The 17,858-nt window shown below is 76.7% G+C and carries 11 protein-coding genes; 7 read left to right on the forward strand and 4 right to left on the reverse strand.

Translation table 11 applies throughout. From position 1 onward, the window contains the following. Positions 1–57: 57 nt before the first annotated feature. Together BSL84_RS32420 and BSL84_RS32425 are read right to left on the reverse strand one after the other, a co-directional pair. Positions 58–333, reverse strand: a complete 276-nt coding sequence (locus BSL84_RS32420) for a hypothetical protein (RefSeq protein WP_324616563.1) — start codon at positions 331–333, stop codon at positions 58–60. Further along, entirely contained in the window at positions 330–809 is a 480-nt protein-coding gene (locus tag BSL84_RS32425; RefSeq protein WP_324616569.1) for a GmrSD restriction endonuclease domain-containing protein, read from the reverse strand. The genes BSL84_RS32420 and BSL84_RS32425 overlap by 4 nt, the downstream gene beginning before the upstream one ends. 60 nt (positions 810–869) lie before the next feature. Between BSL84_RS32425 and BSL84_RS36715 the strand changes: the two genes are divergently transcribed. From BSL84_RS36715 to BSL84_RS32450, 6 genes are all read left to right on the forward strand, one after another. Next, the gene (locus BSL84_RS36715; protein ID WP_199838821.1) at positions 870–1,043 is read left to right on the forward strand and encodes a hypothetical protein; all 174 of its coding nucleotides are present in this window, start codon (positions 870–872) and stop codon (positions 1,041–1,043) included. A 211-nt stretch (positions 1,044–1,254) separates the two neighbouring features. Next, on the forward strand, positions 1,255–2,124 hold the full coding sequence (locus tag BSL84_RS32430; protein ID WP_030029790.1) for a DUF4132 domain-containing protein: 870 nt from the start codon (positions 1,255–1,257) through the stop codon (positions 2,122–2,124). Continuing rightward, complete coding sequence (locus BSL84_RS32435) at positions 2,121–7,040, forward strand: DNA-binding protein (RefSeq protein ID WP_075971811.1); 4,920 nt, start codon at positions 2,121–2,123, stop codon at positions 7,038–7,040. The genes BSL84_RS32430 and BSL84_RS32435 overlap by 4 nt, the downstream gene beginning before the upstream one ends. A gap of 316 nt (positions 7,041–7,356) precedes the next feature. Then, positions 7,357–8,475, forward strand: coding sequence for an ATP-binding protein (locus BSL84_RS32440; RefSeq protein ID WP_420711132.1), 1,119 nt, complete (start codon positions 7,357–7,359; stop codon positions 8,473–8,475). Next, complete coding sequence (locus BSL84_RS32445) at positions 8,472–12,698, forward strand: DUF5682 family protein (RefSeq protein WP_234363588.1); 4,227 nt, start codon at positions 8,472–8,474, stop codon at positions 12,696–12,698. Before BSL84_RS32440 ends, BSL84_RS32445 begins: the two co-directional genes overlap by 4 nt. Continuing rightward, on the forward strand, positions 12,695–14,635 hold the full coding sequence (locus BSL84_RS32450) for a hypothetical protein (RefSeq protein ID WP_075971812.1): 1,941 nt from the start codon (positions 12,695–12,697) through the stop codon (positions 14,633–14,635). Before BSL84_RS32445 ends, BSL84_RS32450 begins: the two co-directional genes overlap by 4 nt. Here the strand turns inward: BSL84_RS32450 and BSL84_RS32455 are convergent. After that, on the reverse strand, positions 14,601–15,083 hold the full coding sequence (locus tag BSL84_RS32455; protein ID WP_075971813.1) for an HAD domain-containing protein: 483 nt from the start codon (positions 15,081–15,083) through the stop codon (positions 14,601–14,603). The two genes, BSL84_RS32450 and BSL84_RS32455, sit on opposite strands and share 35 nt — an antisense overlap. Before the next feature lie 59 nt (positions 15,084–15,142). On the opposite strand from BSL84_RS32455, the gene BSL84_RS32460 reads away from it, so the two are divergent. After that, entirely contained in the window at positions 15,143–15,862 is a 720-nt protein-coding gene (locus tag BSL84_RS32460) for an MOSC domain-containing protein (RefSeq protein WP_051873380.1), read from the forward strand. 189 nt (positions 15,863–16,051) lie between these two features. On the opposite strand, the gene BSL84_RS32465 is transcribed toward BSL84_RS32460, so the two are convergent. After that, positions 16,052–17,677 (reverse strand): carboxylesterase/lipase family protein, encoded by a 1,626-nt coding sequence (locus BSL84_RS32465; protein ID WP_075972354.1) that lies wholly within the window; start codon positions 17,675–17,677, stop codon positions 16,052–16,054. Positions 17,678–17,858: the final 181 nt, after the last annotated feature.

The raw sequence follows: 17,858 nt of genomic DNA on the forward strand, positions 1-17,858 counted from the left end.
CACGGACGGGGGAGCGGGGACGCGCCGCAGGGCCCGCGCCGGGCCTGGCGGCGCGGCTCAACCCGTCCGCGGGGCCACGGCGCCGCCGCCCGCCCGGACCGCGGCGACGGCCGCCGCGTGCAGGGCGGCCGGGGCGCCGTGACCGGGCCGGGGGCTGCCCGTGAGGGTGTACCACTCGTCGGCGTCCTTGTACTGGACTTCGAACCGCACCAGCCCCCCGCCGGCCACCGTGGTGCGCACGGTCAGCGGGCCGGTGACGATGCCGACCTCGTCGGTCATTACACCGCCCGGTCCGGCGGGCACGTCGTCCTGCCACTGCTCGGCGCCGGTCACGAGGCGCAGGTGTCCAGCATCGTGGTGAGCATCTTCTTCTCCGGCTCGGTGACGGTCAGCTCGTACGCGGATTTGACGGTGGTCCAGGCCCGCCCGTACTGGCACCAGCTCGAACGGTCCGGCGGCTGCCACAGGTCGGGGCTCTGGTCGCCCTTCGACCGGTTGGAGGCCGCGGTGACCGCCAGCAGCTGCGGGTGGGCCAGGTCGTTGGCGAAGGCCTTGCGGCGGGCGGCGTCCCAGCCGGACGCGCCGGAGCGCCAGCCCTCGGCGAGGGGCACCATGTGGTCGATGTCCAGCTGGCCCGCGTCGGTGACGGTCACCCCGTCGTAGAGGCTCTTCCACGTCCCGGACACGGCCCGGCACTCGCCGTCCCGCTTCACCCCCGCGCCGTCCCGTTCGAGGACGGTCTCGCGCGTGTCGCACTTGTCGCCCTGCTCCGCCCAGTGCGTGAACCTGGCCCGGCTGTAGCCGGCCATCGTCCCCACCGGAGCACCTTCAGCGCGGCCAACCGGGTGCGGGCCACGGCGGTGGTGACCATGCCGGGCAGCACGTCCCCGCCGCCCGGCGCCCCGGCCGGCGGCGGCGCGGAGCCGGACGGCTGCGGCCTCGCGTCCCCGCCGGCCGGCGAGCCCGTACCGGCCGGACCGGAGCACCCGGCGCCGCCCGCCAGCAGCAGGGCGGCCAGCAGCACACCCGGTACGCGTATCTGACGTCCCATAACCCCACCCCGAGCCCGAACCGCTCCGCCACCGTCCGCGAAAGCCTACCCAGAACCGGACATTCAACCTACGGCGCCCCCTCCGGCGGGCGATGTCAGTGGCCCTCGCTAGTCTCCCGGCATACCGCAGCTCAGGGGGGTTTGGTCCCCCCTGTCAGAGCTGCGCCGGAACACGTACGGAACAGGCGGAGGGGCACAGTCTGATGGCATGGCTGGCGGCGGGCGAGGGGTACGAGATCGCCCTGGTGGAGGGGAGGGTGGCGGCGAGGTCCGTCACCGGCCGGGCAGCGGGACGGCAGTTGAAGACGCTGCCCAAGGCACTGAAGGACCACCCCGAGGTGGACCGGCTGCGCCGGCTCGCCGAATGGCTCGACCGGCACGCGGCGGCCTGCGTCGCCCAGGTCGACGGCTGGATGGTGTCCTCGCTGCCCGTCCCGACCGAACTGCTCGCCCGGGTCTGGCCCGACGAGGCCTGGCAGAACGCCCTGCGCGACCTGGCCGTCGTCGGCGACGACCCCGACGAGGTCGGCTTCCTGCGGGACGCCACCGCCGACGGCGAGCTGAAGGTGGTCAACCTCGACGGCGAGACCGTGCGGCTCTCGCCGCGCACGGTCACCCTGCCCCACCCGGTCCTGCTGCCCGACCTGGACGACGTACGGGAGTTCGCGGCCGAACTGGGCATCGTGCAGCAGGTCGAGCAGATCCACCGCGCCACCTGGCTCAAGCCCGAGGTCTCCGCCACCGCCACCGAGGTCCGCGACTACGCCGGCGGGGTCTTCCCCACCCGCTTCAGCCTCGCCGCCCGCGCGACCGCCCTCGGCTACCGGGTCTCCGGCGGCTACGCCACCTGCAAGGTCCGCGACGCGGGAGCCGGCACCGGCACCGAGGCGGCGGTGTGGATCGGCGAGCCCTACTACGACGACGAGACCACCACCGGCGCGCTGAGCTGGCACGACGAGAACGGCCGGACGGTGACGCTGGCGAAGGTCGGACCGGTGGCCTGGTCCGAGGGAATGCGAATGGCCGCGGCACTCTACGCCGGGCGCAAGATCGAGGAGGGCGGGAACGCATGAGCGGCAACCTGACAGACACCGGGACGACGACCGAGACCGCACTGCTGCTCCAGGCAGGCGCCGTCCTCCCCAACGGCACCACCGGGGCCGGCGCCGACGCCGTCGACCTGACCGCCCGCACCTACCGCCACCCCGGCCTCGACGAGGACCGCGTCGTCGTCCGCCTCGCCGCCGCCGAACTCGGCGCCGCCGAGGACCTCGCCGCCGGCTTCCTGGGCCTCGTACGCGACGAGGGCGAGCCGCCCGTCATCGGCCTGAGCCGCCGCCAGGCACTCGGCTTCCCCGAATGGGTCCTCGTGCACCACCCCGAGGACGGCCACCACGCCCTCGCCGTCGTCCCCGAACTCGACCGGATCGCCCGCCAGGCCAAGACCAAGCCCAAGGCCGCGCTCGACGCGTTCCTCGAACTGGCCGACCGCCTCGCCGCGTCCGTCCCGCACTTCCTGCCCCTCTTCCACGAGCAGGCGGCACGCATCTTCCTCGCCGTCGAGAACACCACCTACGCCGCCCAGCTGTTCGGCCGCGCCCGCAGCGCCGAGGCCCAGTACGGCCTGCCCGTCGACGAGGACCGCCTCGACTCCGTCTTCCTCGAATTCGCGCTGGCCGGCGCCCTGCCGGTGAAGGTCCTCTCCGGCTACGGCAAGGCACTGGCAGTCCGCGTCAGCCCCGACGAGGCCTACGAGCGCTTCCGCCGCCTGTGCGTACGCCGCACCGCCGGCGGACTGCCGCCCTCCGCGCAGGCCGCGGTCGAACTGCGCCGCCTCGCCCGCGCCGCCGGTCTGACCGGCACCGAACCCGAGCAGGACTACCTCGCCGAACTGCTGCCCCTGCCCGCCACCCTGCGCGCCGCCATCGGCTGGTGGAAGGCCCACCGCAGCGCCCTCACCGCACTCGCCCGCCGCGTCCCCGCCGTACGCGGCACGCTCCTCGGACTGACCCCGCCCAGCGGCGACGTCGACCTCACCGACCTGTGGCTGGACATCCTGGAGGAGTCCGGCGCCACCGCCGGACTGGCCGACGAGCACCTGCCCGAGGAGGAGCGCTGCGCCGACGGCGCCGCCGGCTGGCTCGAACGCTTCCACACCGCCCGCCACTCCGGCTGGGGACGCCGCCCCAGCAACCGGGTCCTCCTCGACCTCGTCGAGCGGTGCGCCCCGCGGCTGCGCGCCGAACTCGCCCGCCCCGGCAGGGAGGCCGGCCTGAAGGTCGGCGTCCTGGACGCCGACCTCCTCGACCTGCTGCTCACCCTCGACATCCCGGTCGTCTCGCCCGACGAAGACGACAAGCGGCACCGCCACGACACGCTGAACCTGTCGGACTGGTCCAGCCGCGACGAGCGCCGCGACCTGGCCGCGGTCGCCGCCGACCCCCGCTTCCGGCCCGCCTTCCGCCGGGCGCTGAACAACCTGGGCAGCGGCGGGGCCGACATCGTCCGGCTCGTCGCCGCCTCGCCCGGCGCCCGCCCGCTGCTCACCGAGTGGATGGTCGACGTCGCCCGCGCGTCCGTCGCCGCCGGCCTGCCCGGCGTCCCCGACGCCATCGAGCGGCTGACCTGGCTGCCCGCCGAGGCACTGGCCCTCGCCCCCGAGGAGGTCGCCGCCGCGGCCGCCGCCGACCTCGGGGAAACCCTCGCCCGCACCCTGCGCGGCGGCCTCTTCGAGGAGCTGGCCTGGCCCTCCTGGGAGAGCGCCATCGCCGAACTGACCCCCGGCAAGGACAGGAACGGCCTCACCATCGTCGAGGCATGGCCGTACCTCATCGTCGCCAACGCGACCCAGGTCCGCGTCATCGACGCCGACTCGACCGTCCTCACCCACGACCTGCGCGTGCCGGCGGGCTCCCACCGCCGCATGGGATTCCACTACGTCGACGGCGAACTGCTCGTCTTCTGGTCCGACTGGAGCGCCAACCGCGTCGAGGGCTACTGGCACTCCTCGCCCGGCACCGTCCTCACCCTCGACACCGACCGCAACTACTGGTCCCTGCGCAGCGACCACCTCTCCCTGCAACTGCCCGGCGGCGGGCGCACCACCGGCGGCGGCGTCCTGCACCGCGGCGACACCCGGCTGCCCGACGAGCGGCCGCTCCTGTCCGACGGCACCTCGTACTGGGTGTGGCGCCAGGGCGACCGCGGCCACGACGGCGGCTGGCTCGAATACGACCCGGTCGGCGGCGCCCACGGACGCTCCTCCATGCCCGCCTTCTTCACCGACACCACCAGGGCCTACAACGGGAACGCCTCCTCCGGGTACTCCAGCCGGCTGCTGCCCACGCCCACCGTGGAAGGCTCCGTGCTCGGCGCACCCGTCGACGGCCTCCTCGGCTGGCACGCCGTACGCCTCCCCGACCACGGCTGGGCCGGCACCGACACCGGCGGACGCACCGTCACCGTCCCCGAGGGCGGGGACAAGCCGGTGGCGGCCCTCGCCTTCCCGGGAGACGACCGCCCGCGCGCCCTCTCGCACAGCTGGCGCTCGCTCACCCTCACCGACCCCGACGGCGTCGTCACCGCCCAGACCCGCAACGACCGCCACGACACGCCCTTCAGCACCGGCAGCGTGGACCTCCCGCCGCTCTCCCACTGGTACGCACTGCGCCCGCGCGACCCGCAGGGCTCGGCGGCGCTGCGCACGGCCGACCGAGAGACCGTCGGGGCCCTCCTGAAGGCGGCCGCCGCCGTGTCGAAGGCCACCGAGCTGCCGGACGTGGTGAGCGCGGCCCTGCCGCAGGTCACCGACCCGAAGCTGATCGGCGGCATCGTCGAGGTCCTGCGGTTCGCCCTCGTCCAGCAGAAGGCCCTGGACCGCATCTCGGCCCGGCTCGACGCTGACACCGCCCCCGCCGAGGACCGCGAGCGGGGGCCCGCCGACCGGCTGCTCGCCGCCGCCCTGGGCGGCCTGCTCGACCACTACCACTACCGCTACGACGACGACAGCGACGGCGCACACCACACCCTGCGCCTCCTCGGCTCCGCCCGCGCCGCGACCGACGCCGCCGCCGTGCCCGGGCAGCTCCACTTCGACACCCCCGCCCTGCCGTACCACACCCTCACCTGGACGCCGCTGCTCGACCAGCCCGCGGCCGCGGCCTACCGGGCCGTCGCCGCGACGACCACCGGTGAACAGCGGACGGCCCTCCTCGCCGTGCTCGGCGAGGTGGACGCCCTCGGGATGGCCTCGGCCCGGGGCTCGGCCGGCACCTGGCGCCGGGTCGTGGTCCACCTCGGCCACGCCCACCTCACGGGGCCCGACGGCCTCGACCGCAACCGCTACCACCGCAGCCTGCTGCCGCTGGGCGGCGGAGCCGTGCTCGCCATGACGGAGCAGGGCGAATCCGTGCCCGACGGCCACGAGTTCGGAGCCCTCCTGCACGACCCCACCGGACGCTTCACCGTCCCCGGCCCCTACACCGTGCGCCGCGAGAGGCCCGTCGGCGACCCTGATCGGGACCCGGGCTGGCTGGCCGCCTTCCTCGGGGCCGCCGCGGAGCACGGCCCGGCACCCTTCCGCCCGGAGGCCGCGGAGGAGTTCTCCCGGCTCACCGGGGTCTCCGGCGCCCTCGCCCGCCTGGTGGTCGCCGGGCTCCCGCACCTCGACAGCTACGAGCGCAACTTCCTGCCCGCGGAGACCCGTACGGCCCTCGGGGTCAAGGCGACCGACGCCGCCTACGCCCGTGACGAGCTCAGGAGCCTCGGCGCCGGAGTCCGGCGCGCCCTCGTCGCCGCCCTGCTGCCCGCCGACCCCGCCCGGCTGTGGAGCGAAGGCCCCGACGTGGCCGCCGCGGCCGAGCTGTGGAACCGGCGCGTGGGCCGCCGCACCCCCGTACCCGACTGGCTCGCCACGGAGGCCGCCCGCGCCGTCCGCGGCGGATGGCCCGCACCCCGGGTACTGGCCGCACTCCTCGACCCGGCCGCCTCCCGCGAGCTCTCCGTCGACGTGCCGTGGACGGTCAGGGGCGACCACGTGGAGCCCGCCGAGCCCGCCACCGACCCGTTCACCGCACAGGTCCTGACCGCGACCGTGGCGATGAGCGCATGGCTGGCCCACCGGCTGCCGGCCGGGGACCCCGTACGAGCGGCCCTGCCGCCCGCGCTGACCGCCGTACGGCAGAGGCTCGCCGCCCCCGGCCTGCTCCTGGAGATCGGCCACTACACCAGCCTGTCGCACTTCCGGAAGACCGCCGGCACCCCGACCGAGACCGGCGAGGGCTACGAACGCTACGGCGCGGTCGTCATGGCCACCCACGACGAACAGCCCAAGCCGGCGGTGCGGACGGCGCTGCTGGACTCCACCGGCTCCGACCCGTACCTGCCGGCGCTGCGCGGCGACGACCAGCAGCCCCTCGTGGCCGAGACGGCCCTGCGGACCGCCCACGACCCGCGCTTCGCCGCCCTGCTCGCCGACCCGGGCGCCCCGGCGGCCGGCACGGTCGACGCGGCGGGCACCTGGTGGCCGCAGGACCCGAGCCGATCGGTTCCCGAGCTGGTGGCCGAGGTCGGCGCCGAGTACGGGCTGGGCGCCGACGCGGCCGCCCTGTACCTGGCACTGCTCGCCATGCCCGACCCCACCGACCGCAACACCGCCCGGTGGACGGGCTGGAAGCCGGCCCGGCTCAAGGCCGCCCGCGCCGAACTGGCCGCCACCGACCTGGTGGTGTCGGCCGACCGCAGCCGCGCCGGACGCTCGCTGTTCCTCCCCGGTGGATGGGCCGACATGCCCTCCCCGGCCCTGCCGGTGGAGCAGTGGAAGCTGCCGATGTACGGCCTCACCCACGGCGGCCGCCCGCTGCTGGGCGTCCTGGCACCGGCCGAACCGGCCGCCGAGCTCTACCGCCGCGCCTGGCAGCGGATCCGGGAGGGCGACGTCCCGCGCTTCCAGGAGCTCAAGGTGAAGCGCACCCGCGCCCGCCGCCGCTGAGCCGCCCGTAGGGGGTGACGTCCAAGTCCCGTCTGGGTGGCGGGGTCCGGCACGCTCGCTCGCCGCGTTGTCGTCGGTCGCCGACGCCCGCGTCGACTCCCTCCCGCGCCGTACGAGCGTACGCACCGGACCCCGCCACCCCCGCCCTCACGGGCGGCCGACGCCACTTCGACGACACCCTGGCCCGCCGCGGAGCCGGCGCGGCCCACCTGACACGGTGGGCCGCGCCGGCCCCCACCACCCTTCGCACCCCGCGCACACCGCAGAGGAACCACCCGTGACCGTCACCGAACCATCCGCCCCGGCCGCCCGGCAGATGCTGCCCGCCGAAGAGCGGCACGCCGCCGAGCTCGCCTTCCTCGCCGCCCACGACACCGGCCCCCGGCCGCCCGGCTGGGCCCTGACCCCTCGCGCCGTCGTCACCTTCGTCTGCGGCAGCGACGGCACCGAACTGGCCCTGCCCAAGCGCCGCGCGGGCCTCCCGTCCAAGCTGGCCATCGCCCCCAAGTTCGTCGGCGAACGCGCCCTCGTGGAGCGGTGCGTCGTCACCCTCGCCGGAGAGCGCGGCCTGCTCCTCACCGGAGAGCCCGGCACCGCCAAGTCGATGCTGTCCGAACTGCTGGCCGCCGCCGTCTGCGGCACCAGCGCCCTGACCGTCCAGGGCACCGCCGGCACGACCGAGGACGCCTTCCGCTACGGCTGGAACTACGCGCTGCTGCTCGCCCAGGGCCCGAGCCCGGACGCCCTGGTCGACTCCCCGGTGCTCTCCGCCATGCGCACCGGGCGCGTCGTCCGGGTGGAGGAGATCACCCGCTGCCTGCCCGAGGTACAGGACGCGCTCGTCTCGATCCTCTCGGACCGGCGGGTCAGTGTGCCCGAACTGACCTCGACCGAGGACGCCGTGGTCTCCGCCGCCCCCGGCTTCACCGTCATCGCCACCGCCAACCTCCGCGACCGCGGCGTCTCCGAGATGTCCGCCGCCCTCAAGCGGCGCTTCAACTTCGAGACCGTCGCCCCCATCGCCGACGCGGACGCGGAGGCCACCCTGATCCGCCGCCAGGCCGTCGCCGCCGTCCAGCGGGCCGGCGCCGCCTTCGGCGTGGACGACGCCGTGCTCGACGCGCTCGTCACCGTCTTCCGCGACCTGCGCTCGGGACGCTCCGCCGAGGGCTGGGACGTGGAACGCCCCGGCACGGTCATGTCCACCGCCGAGGCGGTCCAGGTGGCGGCCTCGCTGGGAGTCGCCGCCGCCTATCTGCCGGACGGGGACGTGCTGGACCTGCTGCCGGGGCACCTGCTGGGCGTCGTACGCAAGGACGACCCGGCCGACCACGGAAGGCTGCTGGGGTACTGGGACGGCCCGGTCCGGCGCCGCGCCGAGGACGGCTCGGCGATGTGGCGCCGCCTCTGGGACCTGCGCGGGAGCCTGCGTTGACGCACACCGACCCGCGGGCCGCGGTCGACGCGCTCGCCGCGGCCCGCGCGCCCTACCTGATCGGGGTACGGCACCACAGCCCCGCGCTGGCCGCGGTGGTGCCGGCCCTGCTGGACGCCTCCGGCGCGGATGTCGTCTGCGTGGAGCTCCCGGCGGACTTCCAGCCGTGGCTGGAGCACCTGGCCGACCCGGAGACCGTCGCCCCCGTCGCCCTGGCGGGCACCGGCGAGGACGGCCGCCTGGCGTTCTACCCGTTCGCGGACTTCTCCCCGGAGCTGGCGGCCATCCGCTGGGCCCGCCGATCGGGCGCGGCCGTCCTGTGCTGCGACCTCCCCCTGTCCGACCCCGGCTGGACCCCCCGTCCGGCCGTCCCCCACCCGACCCCGCCCGCGGACGGCCCCGCCGCCCCGCCGCGGGCCGCGGACACCACGTCCACGTCGAGCCCGACCGCCGCCGCGGCGTCGGTCTCGGCGACCGCCACGGACAGGGCCTCGGCCTCGGTCTCGTCCGCGATCACGGCTGCGGCCTCGGGCACGGCCCCGACTTCGGCCGCGGCGACCGCCTCCGGAAGGGCTCCGGGCCCGGGTGCCGGCAGCGCCCCGGCACCGGGCACCGCCGACGTGCGGCACGCCGCCGCGGTCCCGGTCCCGGCGACCGCAGCGCCCTGCGCGGGCTCGGCCTCCGGCGTCGCTTCGGCCTCGGCCGCGTACCCGTCCGCCGCGCCGGCTTCTTCTGGGGCAAACACCCCGGCGCGGGATGCCGCCGCGGGCCCGGACGCGCCGACGGCAGCCGTCCCCTCCGGAACGCCCCAGGCGGGCACGGCTCCCGGGGGCGACACCGCTGCGGCAGGCGGCGGCCCGCGTCGCGCCGGCAGCTTCGCCGACGGGCTCACCGCCGCAGGCACGGGCCGTGACGGCGACGACCTGTGGGACCGAGCCGTCGAGGTCCTCGCACCGGGCTGCTCTCCGGAGGCCGTACGCAGGGCCGCGCTCGGCGTCGGCTGGGCCCTGCGCGAGGACGGCCCGATCCCGGACCGGGACCTCGCCCGTGAGGCCCACATGCGCGCCGTGATCGCCGGAGCCGCCGCCGGCGGCCACCGGGTGGCCGCCGTCATCGGCTCCTTCCACGCCCCGGCGCTCGTGACGCCGTCGGCGACCGCCGAGGCCGAGGCCGACGGACCGGACCTGCCGGGGACGACCGCTGCGCCCCTCCCGACCGGGAGCGCCGCAGCGGAGTCCGCAGCCGCCCGGGGCACGGACAGCCCGCCCGCAGCCGGCCAGGGTTCCGCCGCAGACGCCGCAGACGCCGCAGACGCCGCCGACGGTGCCGCACCCGGTCACGCGGTCCGGTCCGCGCCGGGTCGACGCCCGGCCAAGGCCGACCCGGCCGAGTCGGACCCGGCCGGGTCGGTGGACGCCGCCGTCACCTCCCTCGTGCCGTACTCCTTCGACCTGCTCGACTCCCGCTCCGGATACCCCGCCGGCATCCGCGACCCGCTCTGGCAGCAGGCCGTCCTCCAGGCCGGCGGCGACCCCGAGCGGGTCCGGGAGGCGGCGTCCGTCGCCGTCACCGGACTCTGCCGGGAGCTGCGCCGGGCCGGACACACCGCCGGCACCGGCGAAGCGGCCGAGACGCTCCGCCTCGCCTGCGACCTCGCCGTCCTGCGCGGGCTCCCCGCGCCCGGCCGCGGCGAGCTCCTGGAAGCCGTCACCACCGTCCTCGGACAGGGCGAACCGCTCGGCCGGGGCCGGGCGCTGGCCCACGCCCTCGAAGCGGTGCTCGTCGGTGCCGCCCGCGGGCGGATCACCCCGCACGCCCCCCGCTCCGGGCTCGGCCCGTCCGTCGAGGCGGAACTCGCCGAGCTGCGCCTGCCGTGCCCCGAGGACCCCGCACCCCGCGAGATCCGCCTCGACCCGCTGCGCTCCGCCCTCGACGGCCGCCGCGAGGTCCTGCTCCAGCGCCTCCTCGTCTGCGGCGCGTCCTACGGGGAGCCGCTCACGGTCGCCGCCACCGGCGACGGCACCGCCCTCGGCACCAAGTGGCGGCTGTCCTGGACGCCCTCCGTCCCGGCCCGGCTCGACCTCACCGGCGTGCGCGGCGTCACCGCCGCCCAGGCGGCCGCCGGGACGCTCGGCGAGACCGCCCGCCGTGCCGCCGCCGAAGGCGGCCCGACGCCGGCCCAGATCCTCGCCGGGCTGGCCGCCGCCGCGCGGTGCGACCTGCCCGAACTGGTCGACGTACGCCTCCACGAGGCGGCCGCCGTCCTGCCGCGGACGGCGACCCTGCCCGAACTCCTCGACGCCGTCGACCTCCTGGAGGCCCTGCACCGCGGCCACCTCCCCGGCACCTCCGCCGCGTCCCGCGCCGCCTGCGCCGCGCTCACCGGCGAGCTCCTCGAAGCCGCCGTACGCTCTCTGCCCGGCCTCGCCGGCAGCGACGACCCGGCCGACGCCGCCGCCCTCGTGGCTTTCGCCGACCGGGCCTGCGCCCACCATCTGGGCCTGCGCACGGACGACGCCCTCGCCGCGCTCGCCGCCACCGCGTCGCCGCTGATGCAGGGCGCCGCCCTGGCCGTGCGGGTCCTCCTCGACCTCGACCCGGCCGAGGCGCTCGGCGACCGTGCCGCCGGATGGATCGACAGCACCGGCACCGCCGACAGCCGGCGCGCCCTGACCCGCCGGCTCGCCGGACTGCTCACCGCCGCCGGCCCGTTGCTGCAGTCCTCGCCGGCCGCCCTCACCCCGCTCCTCGACCGCGTCGAGCACCTTGCCGACCAGGACTTCCTCGACCGTCTCCCCGCCCTGCGCGGCGGCTTCGACGCGCTCGCGCCGGCCGCCCGCGACCGGCTGCTGGACACGGTCACCGAGCGCCTCGGCGACCGCGTCGACCTCGCGCTCGACGCACCGCCCGCGCTGCTCGCCCTCTGGGCCGCCGCCGACGCCGCCGGCCTCGCCGCCCTCAAGGCCCTTCCGCTGCCCCAGCCGCAGGAACCGCCTACCGAACGGGTGGCGGAACCGGACCTGGTCCCGCCCGCACCGGCCCCGTCTTCGGACGTCCCCGGGACGGCGTCCGCCCCCACCGCCCGGTCGGAGGCGCACCGGCTGGCCCCGGCCGACCGCTGGCGGCTCCTGCTCGGCCGTGAACGCGACCGGCTCCCGGCCGGCGCCCGCCGCTACGCCCACGCCCTGGACGAGCTGTACGGCTCCGGACACGGCGAAGGGGCCGGCGACCTCGGCACCGGCCAGGGACCGGGCCGGGCCGGCGGTCAGGAGGCCTCCTTCCCCACCGCCCGCGAATGGTCGCAGGAGCTCGAAGCGCTGTTCGGCGCCGACGTACGGGAGGAGGTGCTGGCCGGTGCCGCCGAAGCCGGCCGCACCGACGTGCTCGCCCAGCTCGACCCGGCGGCCGTGCGGCCCTCAGTCGAACTGCTGAGCTCGGTGCTGTCCCTCGCCGGGGGAATGCCGGAGGCCCAACTCGCGCGGCTGCGGCCCCTGGTGAAGCGCCTGGTGGACGAACTCTCCAAGGAACTCGCCACCCGGATGCGGCCGGCCCTCTCGGGCCTCACCACACCACGCCCCTCCCGTCGTCCGGGCGGCGGACTCGACCTGGCCCGCACCCTGCGCGCGAACCTCGCGCACGCTCGCCGCCGACCCGACGGCACGGTCGTCGTCGTACCGGAGCGGCCCGTCTTCAGCACCCGCGCGAGCCGCGAGGCCGACTGGCGGCTCGTCCTGGTCGTCGACGTGTCCGGCTCCATGGAGGCCTCCGTCATCTGGTCGGCCCTGACCGCCGCCGTACTGGGCGGCGTGCCCACCCTCTCCACCCACTTCCTCGCCTTCTCCACGCAGGTAGTGGACCTCACCGACCGGGTCGAGGACCCGCTCTCCCTGCTGCTGGAGGTACGCGTCGGCGGCGGCACGCACATCGCCGCCGGTCTCGCCCACGCCCGCTCGCTGATCACCGTGCCGAGTCGCACCCTCGTCGTCGTGGTCAGCGACTTCGAGGAAGGCGGACCGATCGGCGGACTGCTCGGGGAGGTCCGCGCGCTGGCCGCCTCGGGCGCCCATCTGATGGGCTGCGCCGCACTCGACGACACGGGCACGCCCCGGTACTCGGTCCCGGTCGCACGGCAACTCGTCGCGGCCGGCATGCCTGTGGCCGCCCTCAGTCCTCTCGCCCTCGCCCGCTGGGTGGGCGACCGCCTCCGTGGAGAGTCCCGTTGAGCACCGAACTGCCGCCCGTCGCACCCGAGGTGCTCGCCGAAGCGGTCGAAAGCCTCACCGCACGGCTGCGCAAGAAGCTGGACGACGCCACCGCCGCCTGCGCGGACTCCGCCACCCCCGAGGCCGACGGAAGCGTCACCCTGCGTTTCGGCGAGGACGCCCTCGTCACCCTGCGGCCCGGCCCGGCGGGGACCGTCACCGAGGCCGGACAGGCCACCTGCACCTGCCTGTTGACGCCCCGGTGCCTGCACCGGGCGGCCGCGCTCGGCGCCGCGCCGCTCGCCGACGCGGCGCCGCCGGAGCCCGCGTCCGAGCCGGCCGGTGCCGTCGCCGAGGGAACGGAGCAGGGGCCGGCGGCCCCATCCGCCGAAGCCCGCGCCGAAGCCGAAGCCGGCGCCCGCGCCCAAGCCGGAGCCGGAGCCGGATCCGGTTCCGGAGCCCTTGCCGAGCCCGAAGACGAGCCCGTCCCGGCCCTCACCGGCGCCCAGCTCCGCGCCGCGGCCGCGCTCTGGCACGCCGCCGCGCAGACACTGTCGGCCGGCGTGACCGCCGGGGGAGCCGTCGTCCAGGCCGAGCTGCTGCGCGCCGCGCACACCGCCCGCCTGGCCGGCCTGCCCCGCGCGGAGGCGGCCGCCCTCCGCGTCGTACGGGGCCTGCGCGCCGCCCGGGAACGCCGCACCGCGCACCGCCTGGGCGACCTCACCGCTTCCTTCCGCGAACTCCTGCACACCGCCGGGGTACTGGCCTCCGGTACGGCCGGCCCCGCACTGACCGGTAGCTCCCGGCGCGCCTACACACAGGGCGGCAGCCTCCAGGTGCGGGGCCTGTGCCGGGAACCGGTGCTCTCGGCCACCGGCTACGGCGGGGTCGTCACCCACGTGATGGCCCCGGACGGCTCCCGCTACTCCGTGTCGGACGTCCGCCCCGGTGGCCTGGCCCGCGCCCGCGGCGCCGGGCGGGCCTCCGTCGCCCTCGGCGGCGCCACCCTCGACCACGCCGGCCTCGCCCGGGGAGGCCTGCGCATCGTCGGCGCGACCGTCTCCCCGGAAGGCCGGCTCGGCGCCGGACGAGGGGTCAAGGCGACTCCGCTGCCCGGCGCCGCGTGGGCCGACGGGCCCGCGGCCGCGCTGTTCGCCCGCCCCGCGGCCGAGGCCGTCGCCGCGCTGCAGGCGGCCCCGGCCGGTGCGGCCGACACGGAAACCGCCCTGATCGGCTGCGATGTCACGGTCGTCGGGGCGTCCGGTGACCACCTCGTCGTCCGCGAGGCAGGACCGAACGCACCCCTGCTGAGGCTGCTCCCCGCGCATCCGCACCCGGAGCTGCCGCACACCGAGAACCTGCGGCGCATCGCCTCCTACCCCGGCCTCCGGGTGCGCGTCCTGGGCCGTCCCGACCTCGACCGCGCCGCCACGCTGCGCCCGCTGGCCGTCGGCCCGGTGCCCGGCGCGCCGTACACGCTGCGGCTGCCCGGGGAATGGCTGGGCCGGGCCGATCTCGGCTACGACCGCCTCCAGGGCGAGCACTTCCCGCCGCCGGACGCCGCCGCGGAGACGGCCGAGGCCGCCCCCCTGCCGGCCGCCGAAGCCCCGGACCCGCTGGCCGAATCTCCTCTGTGGCGGGTGCGCCGCCTGCTGGAGACCGGTGTCGCCGGCGGCCGCCGCGCCGTCGCCGAAGCGGCCCGCGGTACGGCGGCCCTGGCCGCGCACCACCCGCTGCGCCGGGCCGGCTTCACCGCCGCGGCGGACCTGGCCACCGCCCTGGCGGCCGAGGCCGACCGACGCCCGCGCGACGCCTTCGGCCGGCTCGCCGACCCCTCGCCCGACGGCTACGCCTGGGCCTGGCTGGCCGCGGCCACCCACCTGGCGGCGGCGGAGCGCTCCCTGGTCGCCGCGTCGTGGACGGCTACACCGAACGGAGCCACGCCCCCAGCGCCCTGACCTCCCCGGCAGTCAGGCCGACGCCCGCATCGACACGGTGCAACAGCGCCGGGCCCGGATGGCGCTCGTCCACCCAGGCCCGGTCCGCCCCGGTGATCTCGTCGTCGACCCACACGAAAGGCCGCCCCGACGCGTGTTCGAGGAGGGCGGGTGTCTTCCAGTGGATGCCCCCGCGCCCGTCCTCGTCGGAGGGCTCCGGCCAGGCCACCACGGGCAGCTCCGGCAGCCCGAGCAGCGGCGCGACGCACGCGTTGGCCTCCGCCATCCAGGTCGTCGCCCACCACAGCTCGCACGGCAGTCCCGCCAACAGCGGCCCGAGCGCCGCGTCCACGCGGGTGAGCAGGGGATGGGGGCCGCCGTCCCCGGGCGGGTACGGCCCCGCCCCGAAGGGGATGAGCGGTCCGTCGACATCGAGGTAGAGGAGGGGAAGGGTCGTGGAGCTGGTCATGGCCCCACGGTAGCCCCCGCCCGGTGGGCCGTCGGGGTGGGTGTACTACCGTCGCGGCGGTGGCGGACGACGTGGGTGTGACAGAGCGGTTGTGGCGGTATCCGGTCAAGTCGACGGGCGGTGAGCCGCTGCGCAGTGCGCAGGTCGACCCGCGGGGGCTGGTGGGCGACCGGCTGTACGCGGTGCGGGACGCGGCCGGGAAGTTCGGCTCGGGCAAGAACACCCGGCGCTTCCGGCGCATGGACGGACTGCTGCACCTGCGCTCCCGCTACGCGACGGGTGCGGGGGAGACGGGCCCGCCCGAACTGCTCGACCCCGACGGGCGCGTGGTGGCCGACCCCACGGCCTTCCTCCGCGCCTACCTCGGCCGTGACGACGTCGAACTGGCCCGTGAGGGCGAGGTGTCGCACTTCGACCAGCTGCCGATCAGCGTCCTCACCACCGCCACCCTCGACTGGATCCGCCGCCGGCTGCCGGACGTGCCCGTCGACGAGCGCCGCTTCCGGCCGAACCTCCTGGTGCGCACGCCTCCCGGTACCCCGCCCTTCGTCGAGGACGAGTGGATCGGCCGACGGGCGCGCCTCGGCGACACTGTGAGCCTGCACTTCCAACGCTCCAGCGAGCGCTGCGTGATGACCAACCAGGCCCAGCAGGACCTCCCGTACTCGCCGCTGGTCCTGAAGGCGATCGCCGCCGCGCACGACAACCGGCTCGACGTGCTCGCCACGGTCGTCACCCCGGGCACGGTCAGGGTGGGAGACCGTCTCGTCATCGGCTGACGCGTCCGGCCGCGCGGAACCACTTCCGCCGTGGCGGCCTCTTGCCCGCCCGCCGCACCGGTCCGGCCCACCGGCATCCGCACCGGCGCCGGCCGACTGGTTCGACGTGAGCCGCGACTTCAGGGCGTACCACCGCGCGCACCGCATCCGCCTGGCCGACCAGGTGCCGGTCACGCGGACCGCGGGGCGTCACCCAGCCGTCGTGACCCCGGGCCCGGGCCACCGCTCGTCCCAGAGCGCGCAGTGGTGTTCGCCCCGCGCGTCCACCGTACGGACCCCGTCCGCGCCCGGTGCCAGCGACAGCACCCGCGCCGACGTGCCCAGCCGCGGCCACGGCGGGGCACCGGGCGCGGCCGGGACACCGGTCCGCGCGAACCCGGTCCAGTAACCCGCCATCCGGTCCGCGAGCCCCTGCTGCGCCGCGCCCAGCGGGGTGATCGTGAACAGGTACGGCAGTTCGAAACCGTGGGCCGCGCCGAACGGCAGCCCCGGCACCGGCGCCAGCCCCGTGAAGTTCGGCGCGTCGCGGTCACTGAACCGGTAGCCGTACGTCGGCACGTGCCGCCGCAGCGCCGCCCCGTCCCGCAGCGTCGGGCAGACGAACGACGCGTCGGTCAGCACCGCCGCCCAGGCGATCGCCGGGGTCGGGTACGCCGACACCGGATAGGCGGCCAGCACCGCCCGGGCCGTCTCCACGCCGAACGACCGCGCCGCCCGCGCCCGGTACGCCCCCTCGTCGCCGATCGGATACGCCGCCAGCGTCTGGGACAGGAAGAGGCGGATCTCGTCCCGGGTGGTGCCCTGCACCACCGGCACCCGGTGGAACCGTCCGGCCTCCAACGCCCGCCGCGGCTCCACCGGCAGGCCGCCGTCCCCGTAGGAGACCTGGGAGAACCGCTGCATCAGGTCGGCGGTCGCCAGCGTACGGGCGTCCAGGCCGCGCAGGCAGTCCAGCGCGCCCGACGGCCGGCCGCAGCCGAGCCGGGCCGCCGCGAGGACGCCCTGCGCCACCGTGCGCCGCGCGGGCACGAACGGCTCGTACGTACCGAGGTCGGGCAGCAGCGCGGACGGCGGCGTCGTGGTCGAGCACGATCCGCTCTGCACGATCGCCCGGTGGAACAGGCCGGCGGAGGCGGGCGAGGTGAGGTGCGCGCAGACGCTCAGGGCCCCCGCCGACTCGCCGAAGACGGTGACGTTGCCGGGGTCGCCGCCGAACCGCTCCGCGTTCGTCCGCACCCAGCGCAACACCGCCCGCTGGTCCGCCAGGGCGAAACCGGGGGCCCCGCCGAGCTCCGGATGGCCGAACAGGCCGAAGACGCCCAGCCGGTAGTTGGCCGTCACGACCACCGCACCGCCCCGGACCGCCAGTCGCTCCGGCCGGTAGGCGTCGCCCGAGCCGCTGAAGAAGCCGCCGCCGTGGAACCAGACCATGACCGGGCGCGGTCGCGGGCGCGGCACTGGCCGCATGCCCGCCGCCGGGCCCGCCGGGACGGTGACGTTGAGGTGGAGGCAGTCCTCCGAGCCCACCGGTCCGCCGCCCCCGAGCACGGGCAGCTGGACACAGCGCGCGCCGGGCGCGCCGGCGTCCCGTACGCCCGCCCACCGGCGCGCCGGCTCCGGCAGCCGCCAGCGGCGCGGACCCGTCGGCGGAGCCGCGTAGGGGATGCCCTCGAACGTGCTGTACGCCCCGTGCGTCCGGCCGCGTACCGGACCGCGGTCGGTGTCCACGACCGGGCCCCGCGGCCCGGCCGCGGCGCCCACCAGCACGAGGAGCACGGGCAGCAGGAGCGCGCACCGGCGCCGGACCACTCGCATGTCGGGCACGGCCCTCGCCTTTCCCTCGGAGCGCGGAGCAGCCCGGAGCCCGGAGCCCGGCGGCGGTCGGCGGCGGCCCGCACCCCCGTTTGCACGCCCCGAATGGCGCAGTGGGCGGAAGTGGCACTCAATGTAACAAAGCGTGCGCTTCCCATGACGCACGATGACCGGCGCGCGATTG

The organism is Streptomyces sp. TN58, from assembly GCF_001941845.1.
In the GTDB taxonomy this organism is placed as follows: domain Bacteria; phylum Actinomycetota; class Actinomycetes; order Streptomycetales; family Streptomycetaceae; genus Streptomyces.

Coding starts and splice junctions, on each gene's coding strand:
- BSL84_RS36715 (WP_199838821.1), top strand. CDS start 870: ATGCCGGGCAGCACGTCCCCGCCGCCCGGCGCCCCGGCCGGCGGCGGC.
- BSL84_RS32430 (WP_030029790.1), top strand. CDS start 1,255: ATGGCATGGCTGGCGGCGGGCGAGGGGTACGAGATCGCCCTGGTGGAG.
- BSL84_RS32455 (WP_075971813.1), bottom strand. CDS start 15,083: ATGACCAGCTCCACGACCCTTCCCCTCCTCTACCTCGATGTCGACGGA.
- BSL84_RS32440 (WP_420711132.1), top strand. CDS start 7,357: ATGCTGCCCGCCGAAGAGCGGCACGCCGCCGAGCTCGCCTTCCTCGCC.
- BSL84_RS32465 (WP_075972354.1), bottom strand. CDS start 17,677: ATGCGAGTGGTCCGGCGCCGGTGCGCGCTCCTGCTGCCCGTGCTCCTC.
- BSL84_RS32435 (WP_075971811.1), top strand. CDS start 2,121: ATGAGCGGCAACCTGACAGACACCGGGACGACGACCGAGACCGCACTG.
- BSL84_RS32425 (WP_324616569.1), bottom strand. CDS start 809: ATGGCCGGCTACAGCCGGGCCAGGTTCACGCACTGGGCGGAGCAGGGC.